Origin of the sequence: Dactylosporangium maewongense, assembly GCF_039531485.1 — a bacterium.
GTDB classification, from domain to species: domain Bacteria; phylum Actinomycetota; class Actinomycetes; order Mycobacteriales; family Micromonosporaceae; genus Dactylosporangium; species Dactylosporangium maewongense.
In genome coordinates this window covers 91377-107192 of record NZ_BAAAQD010000001.1, presented here as the reverse complement: position 1 = coordinate 107192, position 15816 = coordinate 91377, and the positions used below count along the sequence as shown (strand labels likewise).

The 15816-nt window shown below is 72.8% G+C and carries 14 protein-coding genes; 7 read left to right on the top strand and 7 right to left on the bottom strand.

Annotated features, from left to right (window positions below):
- Positions 1 to 30: 30 nt before the first annotated feature.
- The 3 genes from ABD332_RS00490 to ABD332_RS00480 form a co-directional block, all read right to left on the bottom strand.
- Positions 31 to 1260: an EAL and HDOD domain-containing protein gene (locus tag ABD332_RS00490; protein WP_344498264.1), complete on the bottom strand. Its 1230-nt coding sequence runs from the start codon at positions 1258 to 1260 to the stop codon at positions 31 to 33.
- 60 nt (positions 1261 to 1320) lie between these two features.
- Entirely contained in the window at positions 1321 to 1983 is a 663-nt protein-coding gene (locus ABD332_RS00485; protein WP_344498262.1) for a GNAT family N-acetyltransferase, read from the bottom strand.
- Positions 1984 to 2046: 63 nt separating this feature from the next.
- A complete protein-coding gene (locus tag ABD332_RS00480) occupies positions 2047 to 2577 on the bottom strand; it encodes a snapalysin family zinc-dependent metalloprotease (protein WP_344498260.1) in 531 nt (176 codons plus the stop codon).
- A 63-nt stretch (positions 2578 to 2640) separates the two neighbouring features.
- Here ABD332_RS00480 and ABD332_RS00475 point away from each other — a divergent pair, with 63 nt between their 5' ends.
- Positions 2641 to 3117: an HAD domain-containing protein gene (locus ABD332_RS00475; protein WP_344498258.1), complete on the top strand. Its 477-nt coding sequence runs from the start codon at positions 2641 to 2643 to the stop codon at positions 3115 to 3117.
- Here ABD332_RS00475 and ABD332_RS00470 read toward each other — a convergent pair whose 3' ends face one another.
- Positions 3118 to 5529 (bottom strand): GcvT family protein, encoded by a 2412-nt coding sequence (locus ABD332_RS00470; protein WP_344498256.1) that lies wholly within the window; start codon positions 5527 to 5529, stop codon positions 3118 to 3120.
- Between the two features lie 17 nt (positions 5530 to 5546).
- Between ABD332_RS00470 and ABD332_RS00465 the strand changes: the two genes are divergently transcribed.
- Together ABD332_RS00465 and ABD332_RS00460 are read left to right on the top strand one after the other, a co-directional pair.
- Positions 5547 to 6467: an NAD(P)/FAD-dependent oxidoreductase gene (locus ABD332_RS00465; RefSeq protein WP_344498254.1), complete on the top strand. Its 921-nt coding sequence runs from the start codon at positions 5547 to 5549 to the stop codon at positions 6465 to 6467.
- 147 nt (positions 6468 to 6614) lie between these two features.
- Entirely contained in the window at positions 6615 to 6908 is a 294-nt protein-coding gene (locus tag ABD332_RS00460; protein ID WP_344500656.1) for a DUF4193 domain-containing protein, read from the top strand.
- A 22-nt stretch (positions 6909 to 6930) separates the two neighbouring features.
- Here ABD332_RS00460 and ABD332_RS00455 read toward each other — a convergent pair whose 3' ends face one another.
- Positions 6931 to 7842 carry a ribonuclease Z gene (locus ABD332_RS00455; RefSeq protein WP_344498252.1) on the bottom strand — a complete coding sequence of 304 codons (912 nt, stop codon included), beginning with the start codon at positions 7840 to 7842 and terminating at the stop codon, positions 6931 to 6933.
- Between the two features lie 23 nt (positions 7843 to 7865).
- Here ABD332_RS00455 and ABD332_RS00450 point away from each other — a divergent pair, with 23 nt between their 5' ends.
- A complete protein-coding gene (locus ABD332_RS00450; protein ID WP_344498250.1) occupies positions 7866 to 8714 on the top strand; it encodes a patatin-like phospholipase family protein in 849 nt (282 codons plus the stop codon).
- A gap of 50 nt (positions 8715 to 8764) precedes the next feature.
- Here the strand turns inward: ABD332_RS00450 and ABD332_RS00445 are convergent, their stop codons facing one another.
- Positions 8765 to 10537 carry a VanW family protein gene (locus tag ABD332_RS00445; protein WP_344498248.1) on the bottom strand — a complete coding sequence of 591 codons (1773 nt, stop codon included), beginning with the start codon at positions 10535 to 10537 and terminating at the stop codon, positions 8765 to 8767.
- 218 nt (positions 10538 to 10755) lie between these two features.
- Between ABD332_RS00445 and ABD332_RS00440 the strand changes: the two genes are divergently transcribed.
- On the top strand, positions 10756 to 11526 hold the full coding sequence (locus ABD332_RS00440; protein ID WP_344498246.1) for an ATP-grasp domain-containing protein: 771 nt from the start codon (positions 10756 to 10758) through the stop codon (positions 11524 to 11526).
- 46 nt (positions 11527 to 11572) lie between these two features.
- Here ABD332_RS00440 and ABD332_RS00435 read toward each other — a convergent pair whose 3' ends face one another.
- Complete coding sequence (locus ABD332_RS00435; protein ID WP_344498244.1) at positions 11573 to 12793, bottom strand: MFS transporter; 1221 nt, start codon at positions 12791 to 12793, stop codon at positions 11573 to 11575.
- An 86-nt stretch (positions 12794 to 12879) separates the two neighbouring features.
- On the opposite strand from ABD332_RS00435, the gene ABD332_RS00430 reads away from it, so the two are divergent.
- A complete protein-coding gene (locus ABD332_RS00430) occupies positions 12880 to 13815 on the top strand; it encodes a GlxA family transcriptional regulator (protein ID WP_344498242.1) in 936 nt (311 codons plus the stop codon).
- A 361-nt stretch (positions 13816 to 14176) separates the two neighbouring features.
- Positions 14177 to 15814, top strand: a complete 1638-nt coding sequence (locus ABD332_RS00425; RefSeq protein WP_344498240.1) for a SidA/IucD/PvdA family monooxygenase — start codon at positions 14177 to 14179, stop codon at positions 15812 to 15814.
- Positions 15815 to 15816: the final 2 nt, after the last annotated feature.

The window sequence follows — 15816 nt, the reverse complement described above, 5'->3', positions numbered from 1 at the left end:
ATCGGCAGGTCGCGCCGCCGGTTGCGCGTTTTACGGCGTCGCCGGGCGGGTCCTGGGCGCGATGATGTGGCCGGTGTACGCGACGGCGTCCAGGTAGGCCAGGGCGGTCTCCTCCACCGGCACCGGCGCGGCCAGCAGCATCGGCAGGTCGGACGCCTCGTATGCGGCGACGAGCGACAGCAGCTCCCCGAGCGGCCCGACCCCGTCGACGAGGGCCTCGGTCACCTCGTGGCTGAGCGACAGGCGCAGCGCCAGCTCGGCGGCGCGCTGGCCGAGCAGCTCGGCGACGGCGGAGACGAGGCCGACGGTGAACGCGGGCTCCGGCGGCACCCCCATCCGCTCGGCGATGTTCTGGCACATGCGGGCCCGGGTGATCGCGCCGCTCAGCTGCGACGCGCCGGGGTCGTCGAGGTCGCTGACCAGCATCAGCGTGGCCCAGTCGCGGAGCCGGTCGACGCCGAGCAGCAGCACCGCCTCGTGGACGGAGGACACCTTCACCGGCAGGCCGAGCGCGTCGGCGTTCGCGGCCGCCATGAGCCGCAGGCTGAGCGCCGGGTCGCTGGTGACCAGGCCGACCACCCGGTTCAGCGGGATGCCGGGGCCGACGAGGAGGCTGAGCAGCTCGACCCGGGCCAGCCGCGACGGCGACAGCGCGGTGGTGGAGACGACCTGCGGGCGGCCCAGCACGTACCCCTGGAAGAGGTCGAACCCGAGCGCCCTGGTGTGCTCCAGCTGCTCCTGTGTCTCCAGGCGCTCCGCGACGAGGGTGAGGCCGGGGTACTTGCGGCAGCGCTCCACGGTCGCGACGAGCTCGTCCGGGGGTGTCTCCAGCACGTCGATCTTCACGTACGCGGCCAGTTCGAGCAGCGGCTCGTGGCCCAGCCCGAACACGTAGTCGTCCAGGGCGATGCGGTACCCCTGCGCGACGAGCTTCCCGACGGCCTCCACCACGACGTCGTCGATCGTGACGGTCTCGAGGATCTCCAGCACGACCTGCTCATGGTCGAACGGCAGCGGCAGGTCGCCGACGAGGAACTCGCGGGTGAGGTTGACGAAGCACAGCCCGCGCCCGCACAGAGGCTCGATCCCGATCTCGGTGAAGGCGGTGATGAGGACGCGGCTGGTGGCGTACGCGCCGCGCTCGTCGGCCGCCACCGCCCCGGCGTCGCCGCGGAAGAGCAACTCGTAGCCGTGGACGTCACCGTGCCGGTCGAAGATCGGCTGACGTCCGACGTGCACTGCGCCGGAAGGGGGGAACATACCGCACTCATCGACTCCGGCGGCGCGACACTGACCCCTTTGCCGCGGAAATGTTCCGCTTCAGGCCGCCCCGGCCATGGCGTGGATCTTCCAGCCGTGGTCCGGGAAGCCGGCGGCGTCGGCGACGTGGGCGCTGGCCGTGTTCGCCGGGTCGTGCAGGTAGGTTGCGACCGCGCCGCCCGCGACGATCCGCCGGGTGGCCTTGGCGACGAGCCGCCGGGCCAGGCCCTGCCCGCGGGCCCGCTCGTCGGTGCCGACGGAGATCTCGACGCCGGAGACGTCGTGCGGCTTCAACCCGACCCCGGCCAGGTAGGCGCCGCCGGCGTCGCGGGCGATGAGCACCTCGCCCGGGAACGGCCGCAGCCAGTCGGGGATGCCCGGGCCGTCCGCCGGCTCCCAGTCCCCCGCGTCGGGCAGCTCGGCCGGCGCCTGCGACCAGCGGAACACCCCGGTGAAGCACACCTGCTCCGGGCGCCCCAGCAGCCCCGGCAGCCGCTCCAGGAGGTCTTCGAGGGGCATCCGCGCCAGCAGCGCGGCGACCTCGTCGCGGTGCGCGGGCGGCACGGACAGCACCCCGCGGCCTCCGGCGTCGGTCACCCCGAGCATGAGCTGCTCGGCGCCGTCCCAGCGGGGCTTGTCCCGCGCCGGGTGCCCGACGACCGTGATCCCCTGGTCCGGTGCAGGCCACGCGCCGAGCCAGACCTGCAGGAACCTCGCCAGCACGCACGCCTCCGCGGTAAAAGATCGAGAGCCCAGGCACATCCTAGGCTCTCGATCTTCAATCGTTCAGCCCACGAAGAGGACTTCCTGGACTTCGGCGGTCACTCCCGAGGCGAAGTTGCGCTGGACCTGCGCCGCCTCGGCCGCGCTCGGGTTGGCGTTGGTGCAGGACACCGGCGCGCTGCTGCCCGACATGAGGTCCGAGCACAGCCCGGTCCTGCGGTCCGGCAGGCCCAGGATGTGCCCGAACTCGTGCGTGGCGATCCGCAGCTGGTAGTAGCCGTCGTCGACCGCCTCACGCCCCATGTACCAGCGACCGTTTCCAAGGCTCGTCGAATACGTCCTGGGCCAACCGTTGTCGGCGTAGACCCGGATGTTGGGCGTCCGGCCGGCGGTGACCGGGACCAGCCGGACGTTGCTGACCTTGCCGTTCCAGAGGGTGGCCGCCTGGTTGACCACGGCCACGAACTCCTGCGCCTGGCTCGCGTCGTAGTAGAGGGTACGGGTGGCCGCGTGCGCGGGGACCGCGCCGACCAACTGGACGCCGACCAGCGCCGCAATGGCGAGCAGCACGGTGGCGAATCTGCGTCTGACCATGCCGCTCAGGCTAGATGGCATCGCCAGTCATCGATATATACCAGATGACCCATACTGGATGCCGTGGCGTACGTCTGGCTCCTGGACGTCGACGGCGTCGTCAACGCCCGCAAGCCGGCGTGGCACGCCGCCCCGCATCATGGCCGCGCGTACGCCGAGGGGGTCGGCTGGCCGATGCGCTGGGCGCCGGCCCTGACCACCCGCATCCGCCGCCTGCACACCTCCGGCGCCGTCGAGGTCCGCTGGTGCTCCACCTGGTGCCCGTGGGCGGACCAGCTGGAGCGCCTCTTCCGCCTGCCGCCGCTGGCGTGCGCGTTCACCACCGTGGCCGACGCGCCCGCCGCGAAGCTGGCCGCCGCCCGCGCGGTCCTGGCCGGCGGTGACCACCTGGTCTGGACCGACGACGATGAGGTCCCGGCCGCCGGGCCGCTGCTGGACGAGCTCACCGCCGCCGGCCGCGCCCTGCTGATCCGGCCGGACGCCCGCCGCGGCCTCACCCCGGCCCACCTGGACGACATCGAGGCCTTCGCCACGCCGTGATCAGGCGCGGACCCGGGCGCTCGCCGGGTCGTACAGTGGCCGCAGCGACGCCTTGAGGGGGTATTCGCGGTCCGCGACCACCACGGTCAGCGGGGCGGCGTCCAGCCAGGCCTGGTCGAGCGGCGAGGTGCCCGCGTCGAGGAACGCGAGGCCGACGGCGCCGCCGAGGGTGTGGCCGTAGGAGGCGGCGCGCACGTAGCCGACGTCCCGGCCGTCGCGGCGGACCACCTCACCGTGGAAGAGCAGCGCGGACGGGTCGGTCACGAGGATCTGCACCAGGCGGCGCGACAGCGGCCCCGCGTCGCGCACGGCGAGCAGCGCGTCGCGGCCGATGAACGACGGCTTGTCGAAGGCGACCGCGAAGCCGAGGCCCGCCGACAGCGGGTCGTCGGTGTTGTCGATGTCGTGGCCGTAGTCGCGGTAGCCCTTCTCCAGCCGGAGGCTCGCGAGGGCCTTGAGGCCCGCGTGCCGGAGGCCGAACTCGGCGCCGGCCTCGACGAGCCGGTCGTGGACGTGCACGGCCTGCTCGGTGGGGATGTAGAGCTCGTAGCCGAGCTCGCCGACGTACGTGATGCGCAGGCACAGCACGCGGGCGTAGCCGATCTCCAGCTCGCGGGCGCCGCGGAAGGGCATCGTCACGTCCGTGTCGCTGACGGCCGCCAGCAGGTCGCGCGACCGCGGGCCCTGCACGTTGAGCTGGGCCCACCCGGAGGTGACGTCGGTGACGACCGCGCCGTGGCGCCGCAGGCGGGTCAGGACGTGCCGGTGGGCGGTGTCGGAGGCGACCACCCAGAAGCGGTCCTCGGCCAGCTCGGTGACGGTGAGGTCGGCCTCGATCGTGCCGCGCTCGTTGAGCCACTGGGTGTAGGTGACGAGGCCGCTGCCGGTGACCCGGTTCGCCGACAGCCGCTCCAGGACGGCGCCGGCGTCGGGGCCCTGGACGAGGAACTTCGCCATGAACGACATGTCCATGAGCGCCACCCCCTCGCGCACCGCCCGGTGCTCGGCCTCCCACTGCGGGAACCATGACGGGCGGGACCAGGACGGCACGGGTTCCGAGGTGACGCCGTACACGTCGGGCATCTCCCAGCCGGAGACGTCGCGCAGGTGCGGCGACAGCCCGGCGAGCCGGTCGTGCAGCGGGGAGCGGCGGGCGCCCCGGGCCGACCGCATCGCCCTGTCGGGGTAGTGCGTCTTGTACACCGTGCCCAGCGCCTCGACGGTGCGCTCCGAGCGGTACCGCAGGTTGCGCTGGTACGGCTGCAGCCGGTCGATGTGCATGCCGGTCACGTCGACGTCCGGCTCGCCGGCGGCGATCCAGTGCGCCAGGGCGCGGCCGATCCCGCCGCCGGTGAGGATGCCGATCGAGTTGAGGCCGGCCGCGACGAAGTACCCGCGCAGCTCCGGGGACTCGCCGAAGATCGGCGCCAGGTCGGGGGTGAAGCTCTCCGGCCCGCAGAAGAACGTGCGGACGCCGGCGGTCGCGGTCACCGGGATGCGGTTCATCGCCGCCTCCAGGTAGGGCGCCATCCGGTCCCAGTCCGGCGGCAGCGTGCCGAAGGAGAAGTCGTCCGGCACCCGCTCGACGCTCCACGGCGCCGCCTCGCCCTCGAACAGGCCGATCATGAGCCCGCTGCCTTCTTCGCGGAAGTACCCGTAGGCGCCGGGGTCCTCCAGCACGGGCAGCCCGGCGTGGACGCCGTCGATCGGCTCGGTGATGAGGTAGTAGTGCTCGGCGGCCTGCAGCGGGATGCTGACGCCGGCCTCCTCGCCGAGCTGCCGCGCCCACATCCCGGCGCAGTTGACGACGACCTCGGCCTCGATGTCGCCGTACGCCGTCCGCACGCCGGTGACGGTGTCCCGCTTGCGCAGCACGCCGGTCACCGGGACGCCTTCGAGAATCTTCACGCCGCGCTGCCGGGCGCCCTTCGCCAGGGACATGGTGACGTCGACGGGGTTGGCGCGGCCGTCCTCGGCGACGTAGAAGCCCGCGAGGACGTCGTCGACCCGCGCCAGCGGGAACAGGTCGAGGACCTCCTTCGGCGAGATCTCGTGCACGTCGACGCCGAGGTGCCGGTTGAACGCGGCCACCCGCCGGTACTCCTCCAGGCGGCCGGGGTCGGCGGCGAGCTCGATGAACCCGCACTGCCGCAGCCCGGTGGACAGGCCGGTCTCCGCCTCGAGCGACGCGTACAGGTCGCGGGTGTACTGCCGCATCCGCGTCGAGGTCTCCGACAGCGACCCGAAGGTCACCATCAGCCCGGCGGCGTGCCAGGTGGTCCCGGCGGTCAGCCGGTCCCGCTCCAGCAGCAGCACGTCGGTGACGCCCTCCTTCGCCAGGTGGTAGGCGACCGACGTGCCGATCACCCCACCGCCGATCACGACGACGCGGGCCCGCTGTGGAAGCTGCATCCTGAGAGACTAAGCGGATGGCGGTCGTCGTGATCGGGGCGGGCGTGGCCGGGCTGGCGTGCGCCCGGGCGCTGCACGACGCGGGCGTCGCGGTCCGCGTCCTGGAGCGCGCCGCGGCCCCGGGCGGGCGGCTCGGCGGCGACGTCCTCGACGGGCGGCCGGTCGACCTCGGCGCCGCCTACTTCACGGTGTCCGACCCCGGGTTCGCGGCGGTCGTCTCGCGGTGGCATCGCGCCGGTCTGGTGCACCCTTGGTCCGGGGATTTCACGGTGTACGGCACGCCGCCCGCCTCCCCGCGGCCGGCGCCGGTGCGGTGGGCCGCTCCCGGCGGGCTGGCCTCGCTCGCCGCGGATCTGGCGGTGGGGCTTAACGTCACCTGTGGGTCCGCTGTCAAAGACCTGACAGTTCTCGGCGGCACGGTCGTCCTGGCGATGCCGGCGCCGCAGGCGGCCCTGCTCCTGCCGGCCGCCGCGCCGCTCGCCGAGGCCCAGGACTGGCAGCCGTCCCTGGCCGTCGCGCTGCGCTACCGCCGCCGCTGCTGGAAGCCGCTGACCGGCGCGTTCGTCAACGATCACCCCGTCCTCACCACGGTGTGCGACGACGGGTCCCGTCGCGGCGACGGCGCTCCGGTGCTGGTGGCGCACACCACACCCGCGTTCGCCATCGAATCGGCCGTCGCGGACGTTGAGGCGGCCGTGAGGGAGTTGCTGGAGCTGCCCGACGCCGCGGTCTCCGTGGCCGCTCGGCGCTGGCCGGCGGCCCGCCCCACCCGGCCCTCGGAGTCCACGTTTGCGCAGGTGGATGGCGTGTTCCTGGCCGGCGACGGGTTCGGCCGGCCGCGGGTCGAGGCGGCCTGGCTGTCCGGCCGCGCGGTTGCCGCCGCGACAGTCGGAAACCAGAATCCGAAAACTCCACGAACGGCCAGCCGGGCGAGGTAGCCTCGTGGGCGCCAACGCTGTTGATATGTCCACAGTGGACCGATTTGGTCCCGGCATTATTCATTCATGTCGGTCGGGGAACACATCCGAGGCCGGCGGCGTTCGTTACACAACCACAGTCACCAAGAGAGGGTGAACGCCATGGCCATCAGCACCGACTACGACGCGCCACGCCACCCCGTCGGCACTGACCTCGCCGAGGACAGCCTCGAGGAGCTCACCGCCCGGCGGGCCAACGCCCAGTCGCCGTCCGTCGACGTCGACGACAGCGACACCGGCTTCGAGCTGCCCGGGGCGGAGCTTCCCGACGAGGAGCTCACCGTGCCGGTCGTGCCGATGCGGCTGGACGAGTTCCGCTGCTCCAGCTGCTTCCTCGTGCACCACCGCAGCCAGCTGTCCCGCGAGAAGAACGGCGCTCCGGTCTGCCGCGAGTGCGACTGAGCTCGGTGAGGTCCCTGGTCGTTCAGGGGCGGCGGGCCGGCACCCGGATCCGGGTCAGGTCCTCCGCCACCACGACCTCACCGCCGAACACGCTCGCCGCCTCCTCGGCGAAGCGTGTCGGGTCGTCGTACCGCTGTGAGAAATGGGTGAGCACGAGCGTGCGCACCCCGCACTCGGCCGCGACCCGGGCCGCCTGACCAGCCGTCAGGTGCCCGTGCGCCGCGGCCAGACCGGCGTCGGCGTCCAGGTACGTTGACTCGATCACCAGCAGGTCGGCGCCGTCGGCCAGCGCGTACACGCCCTCGCACAGGCGGGTGTCCATGACGAACGCGAAGCGCTGACCTGGTCGCGGCACGCTGACGTCCTCGACGGCCACCGCCCGGCCGTCGACCGTCACGCTGCCGTCGCGCTGGAGCGCCCCGACCGCGGGCCCCTGCACGCCGTGCCGCTTGAGCAGCTCGGGCAGCATGCGCCGGCCGTCCGCCTCGACGAGCCGGTAGCCGTAGGTCTCGATCCCGTGGTCCAGCTGCCGCGCTTCCAGCACCCAGTTCTTCGCTGTGGCGATTTGCCCGCCTTTATCAACTTTGACCGGATTTATCGTAGCGGCGTCGTAGAAAACGGACGCGTGCCGCAGGCGGTCGAAGTACACCTGGCCGCTCGCCGGGAAGTACGCCTCCACCGGCCGGGCCGCGTTGTCCAGGGAGATCCGCTGGATCACCCCCGGCAGGCCGAGGCAGTGATCGCCGTGGAAGTGCGTGACGCAGATGCGGGTGATGTCGCTCGCCGCCACCCCCACGCTCGTCATCTGCCGCTGGGTCCCGTCACCGGGATCGAACAGGATGCCTTCCTCGTCCCAGCGCAGGAAGTACCCGTTGTGGTTCCTGGCCTTGGTCGGCACCTGACTGCTGGTCCCCAGCACGACGAGCTCACGCATCTGGGGGACCTTACAGTTGGCGGATGGTCGATGACTCCAAATTTGCGCTCGTGCTGGGCGGGGGCGGCGTCACGGGCGTCGCCTGGGAGATCGGGATGATCGCCGGGCTGGCCGCCGCCGGTGTCGACCTCACCGAGGCGGACCTGGTCGTGGGCACCTCCGCCGGCTCCGTCGCCGGCGCCCAGATCACCAGCGGCAGGCCGCTCGAGGAGCTCTACGAGCGCCAGCTCGCCCCCGCCACGGGTGAGATCGCCGCCCACTTCGGCGTCGGCACCATGCTCCGCTACGCGTCGGCCGGCCTGCGCCCCGGCGACGACCGGCAGGCCCTGCGACGGCTGGGGCACGCCGCCCGTACCGCCGAAACCGTGCCCGAGCAGAGCCGCAGGGACGTGATCGCCGGGCGGCTCCCCAGCCACGACTGGCCGGACAGCCCCCGGCTCCTCATCACGGCCGTCGACACCGAGACCGGCGAGGAGGTCGTCTTCGACCGCGACAGCGGCGTCGACCTCGTCTCCGCCGTGACGGCCAGCTGCGCCGTGCCGGTCGTCTGGCCACCCGTCACCATCGCCGGCCGCCGGTACATGGACGGCGGCTCGCGCTCCGCGGCCAACGCCCACCTCGCGCGCGGGTACGACCGCGTGGTCGTCCTCGCCCCGACGACCACGTCGCTGCGCCGCTCCGGCCGGGTCGCCACCGAGCTCGCCGCGCTCGGCCCCGCCGTCCGCTCCGCCGTGGTCACCCTCGACGCCGAGGCGAGGGCCGCCATCGGCCGCAACGTCCTGGACCCCGCGAAGCGCGCCACCGCCGCCCAGGCCGGCCGCCGCCAGTCCGCCGCCGCCCTGGCCGCCGTCACGGCCGTCCTGGCTGATTGACCGACGGCGACCGGCCGTCCTGACCGACCGCTCGATGGCGGCCCGGCCGGTCAGCCCGCGGGTGCGACCGGGGCGGTGCCGCAGATGAAGTGCGGCTCCGGGTCGTAGCGCCAGGAGAAGCGTTCCCGGCGCAGCTCCTTGCCGCCCTGCTTGAACACGCGCCACGCCTCCTGGGTGAAGCCCGGCAGGCCGTCGGTGGGATTGCAGTCGGTTTCGCGGAGGTACGTCGTGGGCGGCTGGACCATCTTCGTCCGCGGGCCGTACTCGAGGGCGATGTCGTAGCGCTTCGTGCCGTACAGGGTGACCGTGACCGACGTGTCGGTGGTGGCGGTGTCGATGAGCACCCCGGTCGGGGAGTCGTTGCGGAAGCGCAGGTCCAGCGACGGGTACACCACGGTCGCCTCGATCACCGACGGGTAGCGGTCGAACCAGTACGTGTGCGGGCGGTGCTCCACGTCCTGCAGGCCGGCGTGGAAGACCGCGTTGAACAGGGTGGTCGCGACCTGCGACACGCCGCCGCCCGGCGAGTTCTTGATCTTGCCGTCCTCGATGCCGGGGGCGTCGACGTAGCCCTTCGCGTGGGTGCGCTGGCCGACGTGGCCGTTGAGGGAGAACGTCTGGTCCGGCAGGACGACCGCGCCGCGCAGGGCCTCGGCCATGGTGCGGATGTTGACGACGCGGGGCTGCCCGGCGACGAACTTCGTGGTGAAGGTCGACAGCTGCTCCTTGACGCCGAGCGCGCCCAGCTGCGCCGCGGTCACGGCGGCCGGCTTCACCGCGAGCCCCACCTCGACCCGGCGCGGTGTCGCCGACGTCCGCAGGACCGCCAGGATCGCCGGGCTCGCCGCCACCAGGTCGGCCTGCTGGCCGTCGACCTGCGGCCGCACGACCGGCCGGCCCCGCTCGACGGTGAACGTGGCGTCGGTCGCGGCGACCTCGACCTTGCCGAAGGCCGGCACCGCCTTGCGCAGGGCGGCCACGTCCAGCGACGGCTGGATGAGCCCGTCGGCGTCGGACTCCAGCTTCAGCGCCGCCGCGATCGCCGTCGCCGGGACGGCGACCTCACCCCGGGGCGTGGCCACGACCAGCGGCGCGGCGACGGCGGGCGTCGCCAGCTCGCCGAGCAGCCGGTCGACGTCGGCCTTGGTGCTGCGCGGCACGAGGTCCACGACCGGGAAGTCGACGGTGCCGCGGCGCAGCCAGCCCGCCTCCATGATCGCGCCGACCTTGTGCCGGTCGATGCCGCGGCCGCTGACCGGGTACACGGCGACGGGCTGCTGCTTGTCGAAGCGGACCGCGGGCAGGACCGGGGCGTCGCCCTGGGTGCCGAGGTGCGCCATCAGCGCCTCGTAGAGCCGGGTCGCGTCGGCGCGGACGACCGGGGCGACGCTGATCCCGCCGTGCAGCCACGCGAACGGACCGGGCGTCGCGGCGACGGCGCGGTCGACGGTCGCCTCCACGTCCAGCACCAGCCCGACGGCGGCGGGGTCGACGGTGGCGCCGGCCGTGCCGACGCGGACCGCGACCGGGGCGGTGACCCGCTGCCGGAGGGTGTCTCGCAGCAGCCGCACCGCCTCGCCGCGGGAGTGGCCGCCGAGGTCGACGCCGAGGACGTGCACCCCGCGGTCGACATCCTTCGCGTACGTGCTGACCGCCGTCACCACCGGCACCACGACCACGAGGGTCAGGGTCGCCGCGAGACGCCGCCGCCGGCGGGCCCGCGCGCGCCGCACGATCGGCGGCACCACGACACCCTCACGGGGACGATCCTGCGGGGCGGTGGGAGCCAGCCGGCGCAGCCGGGACAGCAGGTCCGTTGCCATACGACGAACAATGCCCGATTTGTACTGTCTGTCTGGCTCGATCGGCCCCGATGTCCCCCAACGTGTCACTGTGATGGCGGCGCGTACTGCGGATATGCCGATCTCGGCCCGGGTCGCCGACCGGCAGCGACACTGATGGGCCTCGCTGGCAGGATGTACGGGTGCGGCAGTTCCGGACGTTGGCCATGCGTGTGCGCTCGCCTGAGGCGAGTGCCGCGATGACCCATGCCGCGCGCCGGATCGGCCTGCCCGTCGCCCAGCTCCCCGGCGACCCCGCCGAGGTGACCGGACTGCGCTCCGCCGACGGCGTGGCCTGGCGGGCGGCCGGCGGCTACCTGACCACCCTCATCGCCGGCGGCGTCGACATCCGCCTGCACGGCGCCAACCCGAGCTGGTTCGCGGGCCTCCCCCGCGACGTCACCGGCCGCGACGTCAGCCTGGTCACCGTCGGCGAGGCCCCCGACCTCGTCGGCCCCCGCCCCGCGGTGGCGAAGCTCGCCGACGAGAAGCACCCCGCCTTCTCCGCCGCCTGGGTCCGCGACGCCGACGACCTGCGCAACCGCCTGCGCAGCGCCCGCCTGCCGGCCGATAGCACGCTGATCATCATGGACCACTGGCTGGACCTCGCCTCCGAGTACCGCGTCTTCACCATCGGCCGCGAGCCGGTCGCCTGGTCGCCGTACGTCGTGGAGGGCGAGGAGTGGAGCCCGACGCTGCGCCACCACCGCGCCTCCTGGCACGACGAGGCCGCCACGTTCGTCGCCCTGATGCTGGCCGCCCTCCCCGACGGCGACGTGCCCCCGACCGCCGTCATCGACGTCGGCCGCACCGACGCCGGCGACTTCGCCGTCCTCGAGGTCAACAACGTCTGGAGCTCAGGCCTCTACAGCTGCGACCCAGACGGCGTCCTCCGCGCCGTCCTCGCCGCCAACGACCCCGACTGCGCCCCCCGCTGGCGCTGGCAACCCGCCCCCGCCCTCGGCGCCTGACCGGCCCGCCCTTCCCCGGACGCCGGGCGCGATGCCTTGCGGCGGGTCAGGCGCGGTGGAGACGGCGGACCGGGTGGATCAGGAGCAGGGCGGCGCAGACGCAGACGGTCACCGCGGTCGACAGGTACAGCAGGTCCAGCGGGGGGACGACGGTGGAGACGGGGCCGACCAGGGCCTGGCCGACCGCCACGCCGGAGACGGAGCCGGCGACCTCGTAGGCGGTGACGCGGTTGAGGACCTCGGGGGCGACGAGGGTCTGCACGCTGGTGGACCACATCACCGACCAGAAGGCCCATGAGACGCCGCCGAGGAGGTGGCCCGCGATCAGGAGCGGCAACGGTGGTTGCAGGGCTACCGACAGCGGGATGCAGGCGAAGCCGATCAGGCCGGCGGCGCCCGCGGCGAGCGGGCGGGCGGGGCGCAGGCGGATGGCGATGAGGCCGCCGAGGACGGTGCCGCAGCCGAGGCCCGCCATCGTCCAGCCGTACGCGGCGTCGCCGAGGCGGTCGCCGATCAGGCGGGAGCTGAGCGGGATGTACGGGCCGAACACGAACACGCCGAAGAACAGCCAGACCACGATGACCGACCACATCCAGCTGCGGGAGCGGAACTCGGTCCAGCCGCGACGCAGGTCGTGCAGGACCGTCGAGCCGATGGTCCGGCCGGCGGCACCGCTGGGCGTCCGGCCGATCAGGGCCAGGCACGCGCCGCTGAGCACGAAGGTCGCGGCGTCGACCGCGTAGACCGCGCCGGGGCCGGTCAGCGTCATCAGCAGGCCCGCGAGGACCGGGCCGCCGAGCTGCGTCGCCGCGTCGGCGATCTTGAGGGTACCGTTGGCGCGCTGCGGGTCCGTCGCGACGAGCGGGACCATGCCGTTGACGCCGGGCTGGAACATCGCGGCCGCCAGGCCGGCCAGGGCCGAGGTCGCCAGCAGGAGCCAGAGGGGCGGCGTACCGGCGAAGAACGCGATGGCGACCACACCCTGTGTGGCGACGCGCACCACGTCGGCGCCCACCATCATCGTCCGTGCGCCGATCCGGTCGGAGAAGACGCCGCCGAACACCACGAAGAGCACGAACGGCGCCGTCCAGACGGCAAGAACGTACCCAACACCCGACACGCCGTAGATCGCCCCGACGGCGAGCGCGGCGGCGACCGGCATCATCGCGTCGCCCAGCAGCGACACCACCCGCGCGCCGAAGTAGTACGTGAAGTCCCTGTTCCAAAGGGGTTTCGTGAGGACGGGCTCCGCCAGGACGGCGGTCATCGGTAGCACTCCATGATCACCCATTCTTGCCGCGGCGCCACGGGTGCACAGGCGTCCGGCGCGACATCATTGGGTACATTCGTGCCATGCGTCAGCGGGTGGTGGCCCTCCTCGGGCAAGGGCAGGAGCTGTACCCGGTGACCTGCGCGTCGGCCGTCTTCGGCGACCACGGGCCCGACATCCCGCGGCACTACGAGTTCGAGCTGTGCGCCGAGCACCCCGGCCCGGTCCGCACCACGATGGGCGTCGACATCGTCGTCGAGCGGGGGCTCGAGGCGCTGGACGACGCCGGGACGATCCTCATCGCCGGCTGCCCCTCCCCGTCGCTCACCCCCGCCACCTGCGACGCCGTCCTGGCCGCCCACACGCGGGGCGCCCGCATCGTGGCGGTGAGCTCCGGCATCAAGCTGCCGGCCCACCTCGGCCTGCTCGACGGCCGCACCGCCGCGGCGCACTGGGAGATCACCGGCTGGCTCGCCCGCAACTACCCGAAGGTCCGCGCCGACGACACCGTGCTCTACGTCGACCACGGCGACGTCGCGACCGCCGGCGCCACCGCCACCACGCTCGACCTGTGCCTCAACCAGGTCCGCCGCGAGCACGGCGCGGCCCTCGCGATGCGCATCGGCCGCCAGTTCGCCGCCGCCCCGCAGCGCGAGGGTCACCAGCGGCAGTTCCCGGCCCTGCCGACGACCGGCCCCGTCCCCGACTCCCTGGCGCCGCTGCTGGACTGGATCGCCGCCAACCTCGACCGCCCGCTCACCCTGGCCGACATGGCCACGAAGTCGGGGATGTCCGCCCGGACGCTCAACCGGCACTTCCACGAGCAGCTCGGCATCTCACCGGGCCGGTGGCTGCTCGACCGGCGCATCGCGAGCACCCGGGCGCTGCTCGAGGAGACCGACCTGCCCGTGGAGACGATCGCCGAGCGCGTCGGCCTCTCCTCGGCGGTCAACCTCCGCCGCCGCTTCCGCAGCGCCGTGAACACCACCCCGGCCGCGTACCGCCGCGCCTTCCGCTGACCTGCCTTACTCACACATGTGGGAGCTGTCAATGCCCCACCGCTGGTGGTTCGAGATATGAAAACCACTCCGAGACAGTTGGTGGCGGGCGGTGACGGTAGGAGGATGGCCTCGACACCAGCGAAAGTATCGGGGGATATCGCGTGTCTGCCTTTCGGATCATTGTGCCGGCGCTGACGTTGCGCGCCGAGAAGCCGCCGCAGTCGCCGTGGAGCTTCCGCGTCCCGTGATTTCTTGATCGACCTCCTGCCCTCTGTGTCGAGGTTCCGCTCACTGCTGCCCTGATGGCGGGCGGTGACGCGGTGTATTCACGTGCGCGAAAGGGCCTGACTGCATGCCAAGATTCGGCAATAACGCATCGATGTCTATCGATAGTGATGTATTAGATCTCTGCGGTATCGGACTCGGGCCTTCGAACCTGAGCCTGGCCGCGCTGCTCGCACCGCTGGACGACGTGGAAAAGGTTTTCCTCGAGGCCCGGCCGTCATTCTCCTGGCACCCCGGGATGCTGCTGCCCGGTGCGCAGCTGCAGGTGTCGTTCCTGAAGGATCTGGTGACGACGGTGGACCCCACCAGTCGCTACTCGTTCCTGAACTTCCTCGCCCAGCACCAGCGCATGTACCGCTTCCTCATCGCCCGGCGCGACGCCCCGGTCACCAGGGAGGAGTTCCAGCAGTACTACGCCTGGGTGGCGCGGAGCCTGCCGTTCGTCCGGTTCGGACAGCGGGTCGGCGCCGTCGAGCACGACGGCGACAGCTTCGTCGTGCGGGTCGGCCAGCAGCAACAGGTCCACGCCCGTAACCTCGTCGTCGGCGTCGGCCACCAGCCGTTCGTGCCCGCGTGCGCCACCGGGCTCGGGCCGCAGGTGATCCACGCCAGCGAGTTCGGCACGGCCGACCCGCCGTCGGCGGGCCGGCGCGTCGTCGTGGTGGGCGGCGGCCAGAGCGGCGCCGAGATCGTCGACCACCTGCTGGGCCGCGGCGACGAGCTGCCCGCACACATCACGTGGGTCGCCCGCCAGCACGGGTTCCTGCCGCTGGACGACTCCGCCTTCGCCAACGAGTGGTTCAACCCCCAGTTCGTCCACCAGTACTTCCAGCTGCCCGACCAGGTGCGCCGGCGGCTGCTGGAGCGGCAGCGCACCGCCAGCAACGGCATCTCCGAAGGGCTGCTGGAGCGCATCTACCGCCGCCTCTACGAGGTCGACTACCTCAGCGCGGCACGGGTCGCGTATCGCCTGCGCACCTCGACCGAGCTCGTCGGGCTGACCAGGACGGGCCAGGGCCTGCGGGTCACGCTCGACGACCTGATCTCCCGGCAGCGCGAGACGCTCGACGCCGACCTGGTGGTCCTGGCGACGGGCTACCGGCACGTGGTGCCCGACTTCCTGCGGCCGCTGCTCGGCGCCGACGACCTCGCCGACGTCAAGACCAACCTGGACTACAGCGTGCGCTGGAAGGGCGCCGCGCTCGGCGCGATCTACCTGCAGAACGGGGCCGAGCACACGCACGGCATCGCCGATCCCAACCTCAGCCTGGGGCCGTGGCGCAGCGCCACCATCGTCAACAGCCTGCTGGGCCGCGAGGTCTACCGCACCGGCGCCGCGGAGTCCGCCCTCTGGCCGGCCGCCGGTGCCGCGGGCTCATCCGCAGACGGAAAGGACGCACCGTTGATCGTGTCACTGGCCAAGGAGCTGACGGAGCGCACCGACGAGGGCGACGAGCTGCACCTCATCGACCTGACGTCCGCCACCGACCTGCCCACCGCGCCGTTCCAGGCGTCCTGGTGGACGGTCAGCCCGGGCAGCGCGACCCAGGTGGACCGGCACGACGCCCACGAGATCTGGCTCGTCAGCGCCGGCGTGGGCCGCTTCACCTGCGGCGGCGAGACCGCCGAGGTCCGCGGCGGAGACGTGCTGAGGATCCCGCCGGACACCGCACACCGCATCGAGAACCATGGCACCGAGGTGCTCAGCGTGTACTCCGTCTGGTGGGGCTGAGC

Excerpts from the sequence above, each read along its gene's own strand:
- ABD332_RS00465 (WP_344498254.1), top strand. The coding sequence starts at position 5,547 with ATGGCGGTCGTCGTGATCGGGGCGGGCGTGGCCGGGCTGGCGTGCGCC.
- ABD332_RS00480 (WP_344498260.1), bottom strand. The coding sequence starts at position 2,577 with ATGGTCAGACGCAGATTCGCCACCGTGCTGCTCGCCATTGCGGCGCTG.
- ABD332_RS00440 (WP_344498246.1), top strand. The coding sequence starts at position 10,756 with ATGACCCATGCCGCGCGCCGGATCGGCCTGCCCGTCGCCCAGCTCCCC.
- ABD332_RS00425 (WP_344498240.1), top strand. The coding sequence starts at position 14,177 with ATGTCTATCGATAGTGATGTATTAGATCTCTGCGGTATCGGACTCGGG.
- ABD332_RS00450 (WP_344498250.1), top strand. The coding sequence starts at position 7,866 with ATGGTCGATGACTCCAAATTTGCGCTCGTGCTGGGCGGGGGCGGCGTC.
- ABD332_RS00445 (WP_344498248.1), bottom strand. The coding sequence starts at position 10,537 with ATGGCAACGGACCTGCTGTCCCGGCTGCGCCGGCTGGCTCCCACCGCC.
- ABD332_RS00470 (WP_344498256.1), bottom strand. The coding sequence starts at position 5,529 with ATGCAGCTTCCACAGCGGGCCCGCGTCGTCGTGATCGGCGGTGGGGTG.
- ABD332_RS00430 (WP_344498242.1), top strand. The coding sequence starts at position 12,880 with ATGCGTCAGCGGGTGGTGGCCCTCCTCGGGCAAGGGCAGGAGCTGTAC.
- ABD332_RS00435 (WP_344498244.1), bottom strand. The coding sequence starts at position 12,793 with ATGACCGCCGTCCTGGCGGAGCCCGTCCTCACGAAACCCCTTTGGAAC.
- ABD332_RS00490 (WP_344498264.1), bottom strand. The coding sequence starts at position 1,260 with ATGTTCCCCCCTTCCGGCGCAGTGCACGTCGGACGTCAGCCGATCTTC.
- ABD332_RS00455 (WP_344498252.1), bottom strand. The coding sequence starts at position 7,842 with ATGCGTGAGCTCGTCGTGCTGGGGACCAGCAGTCAGGTGCCGACCAAG.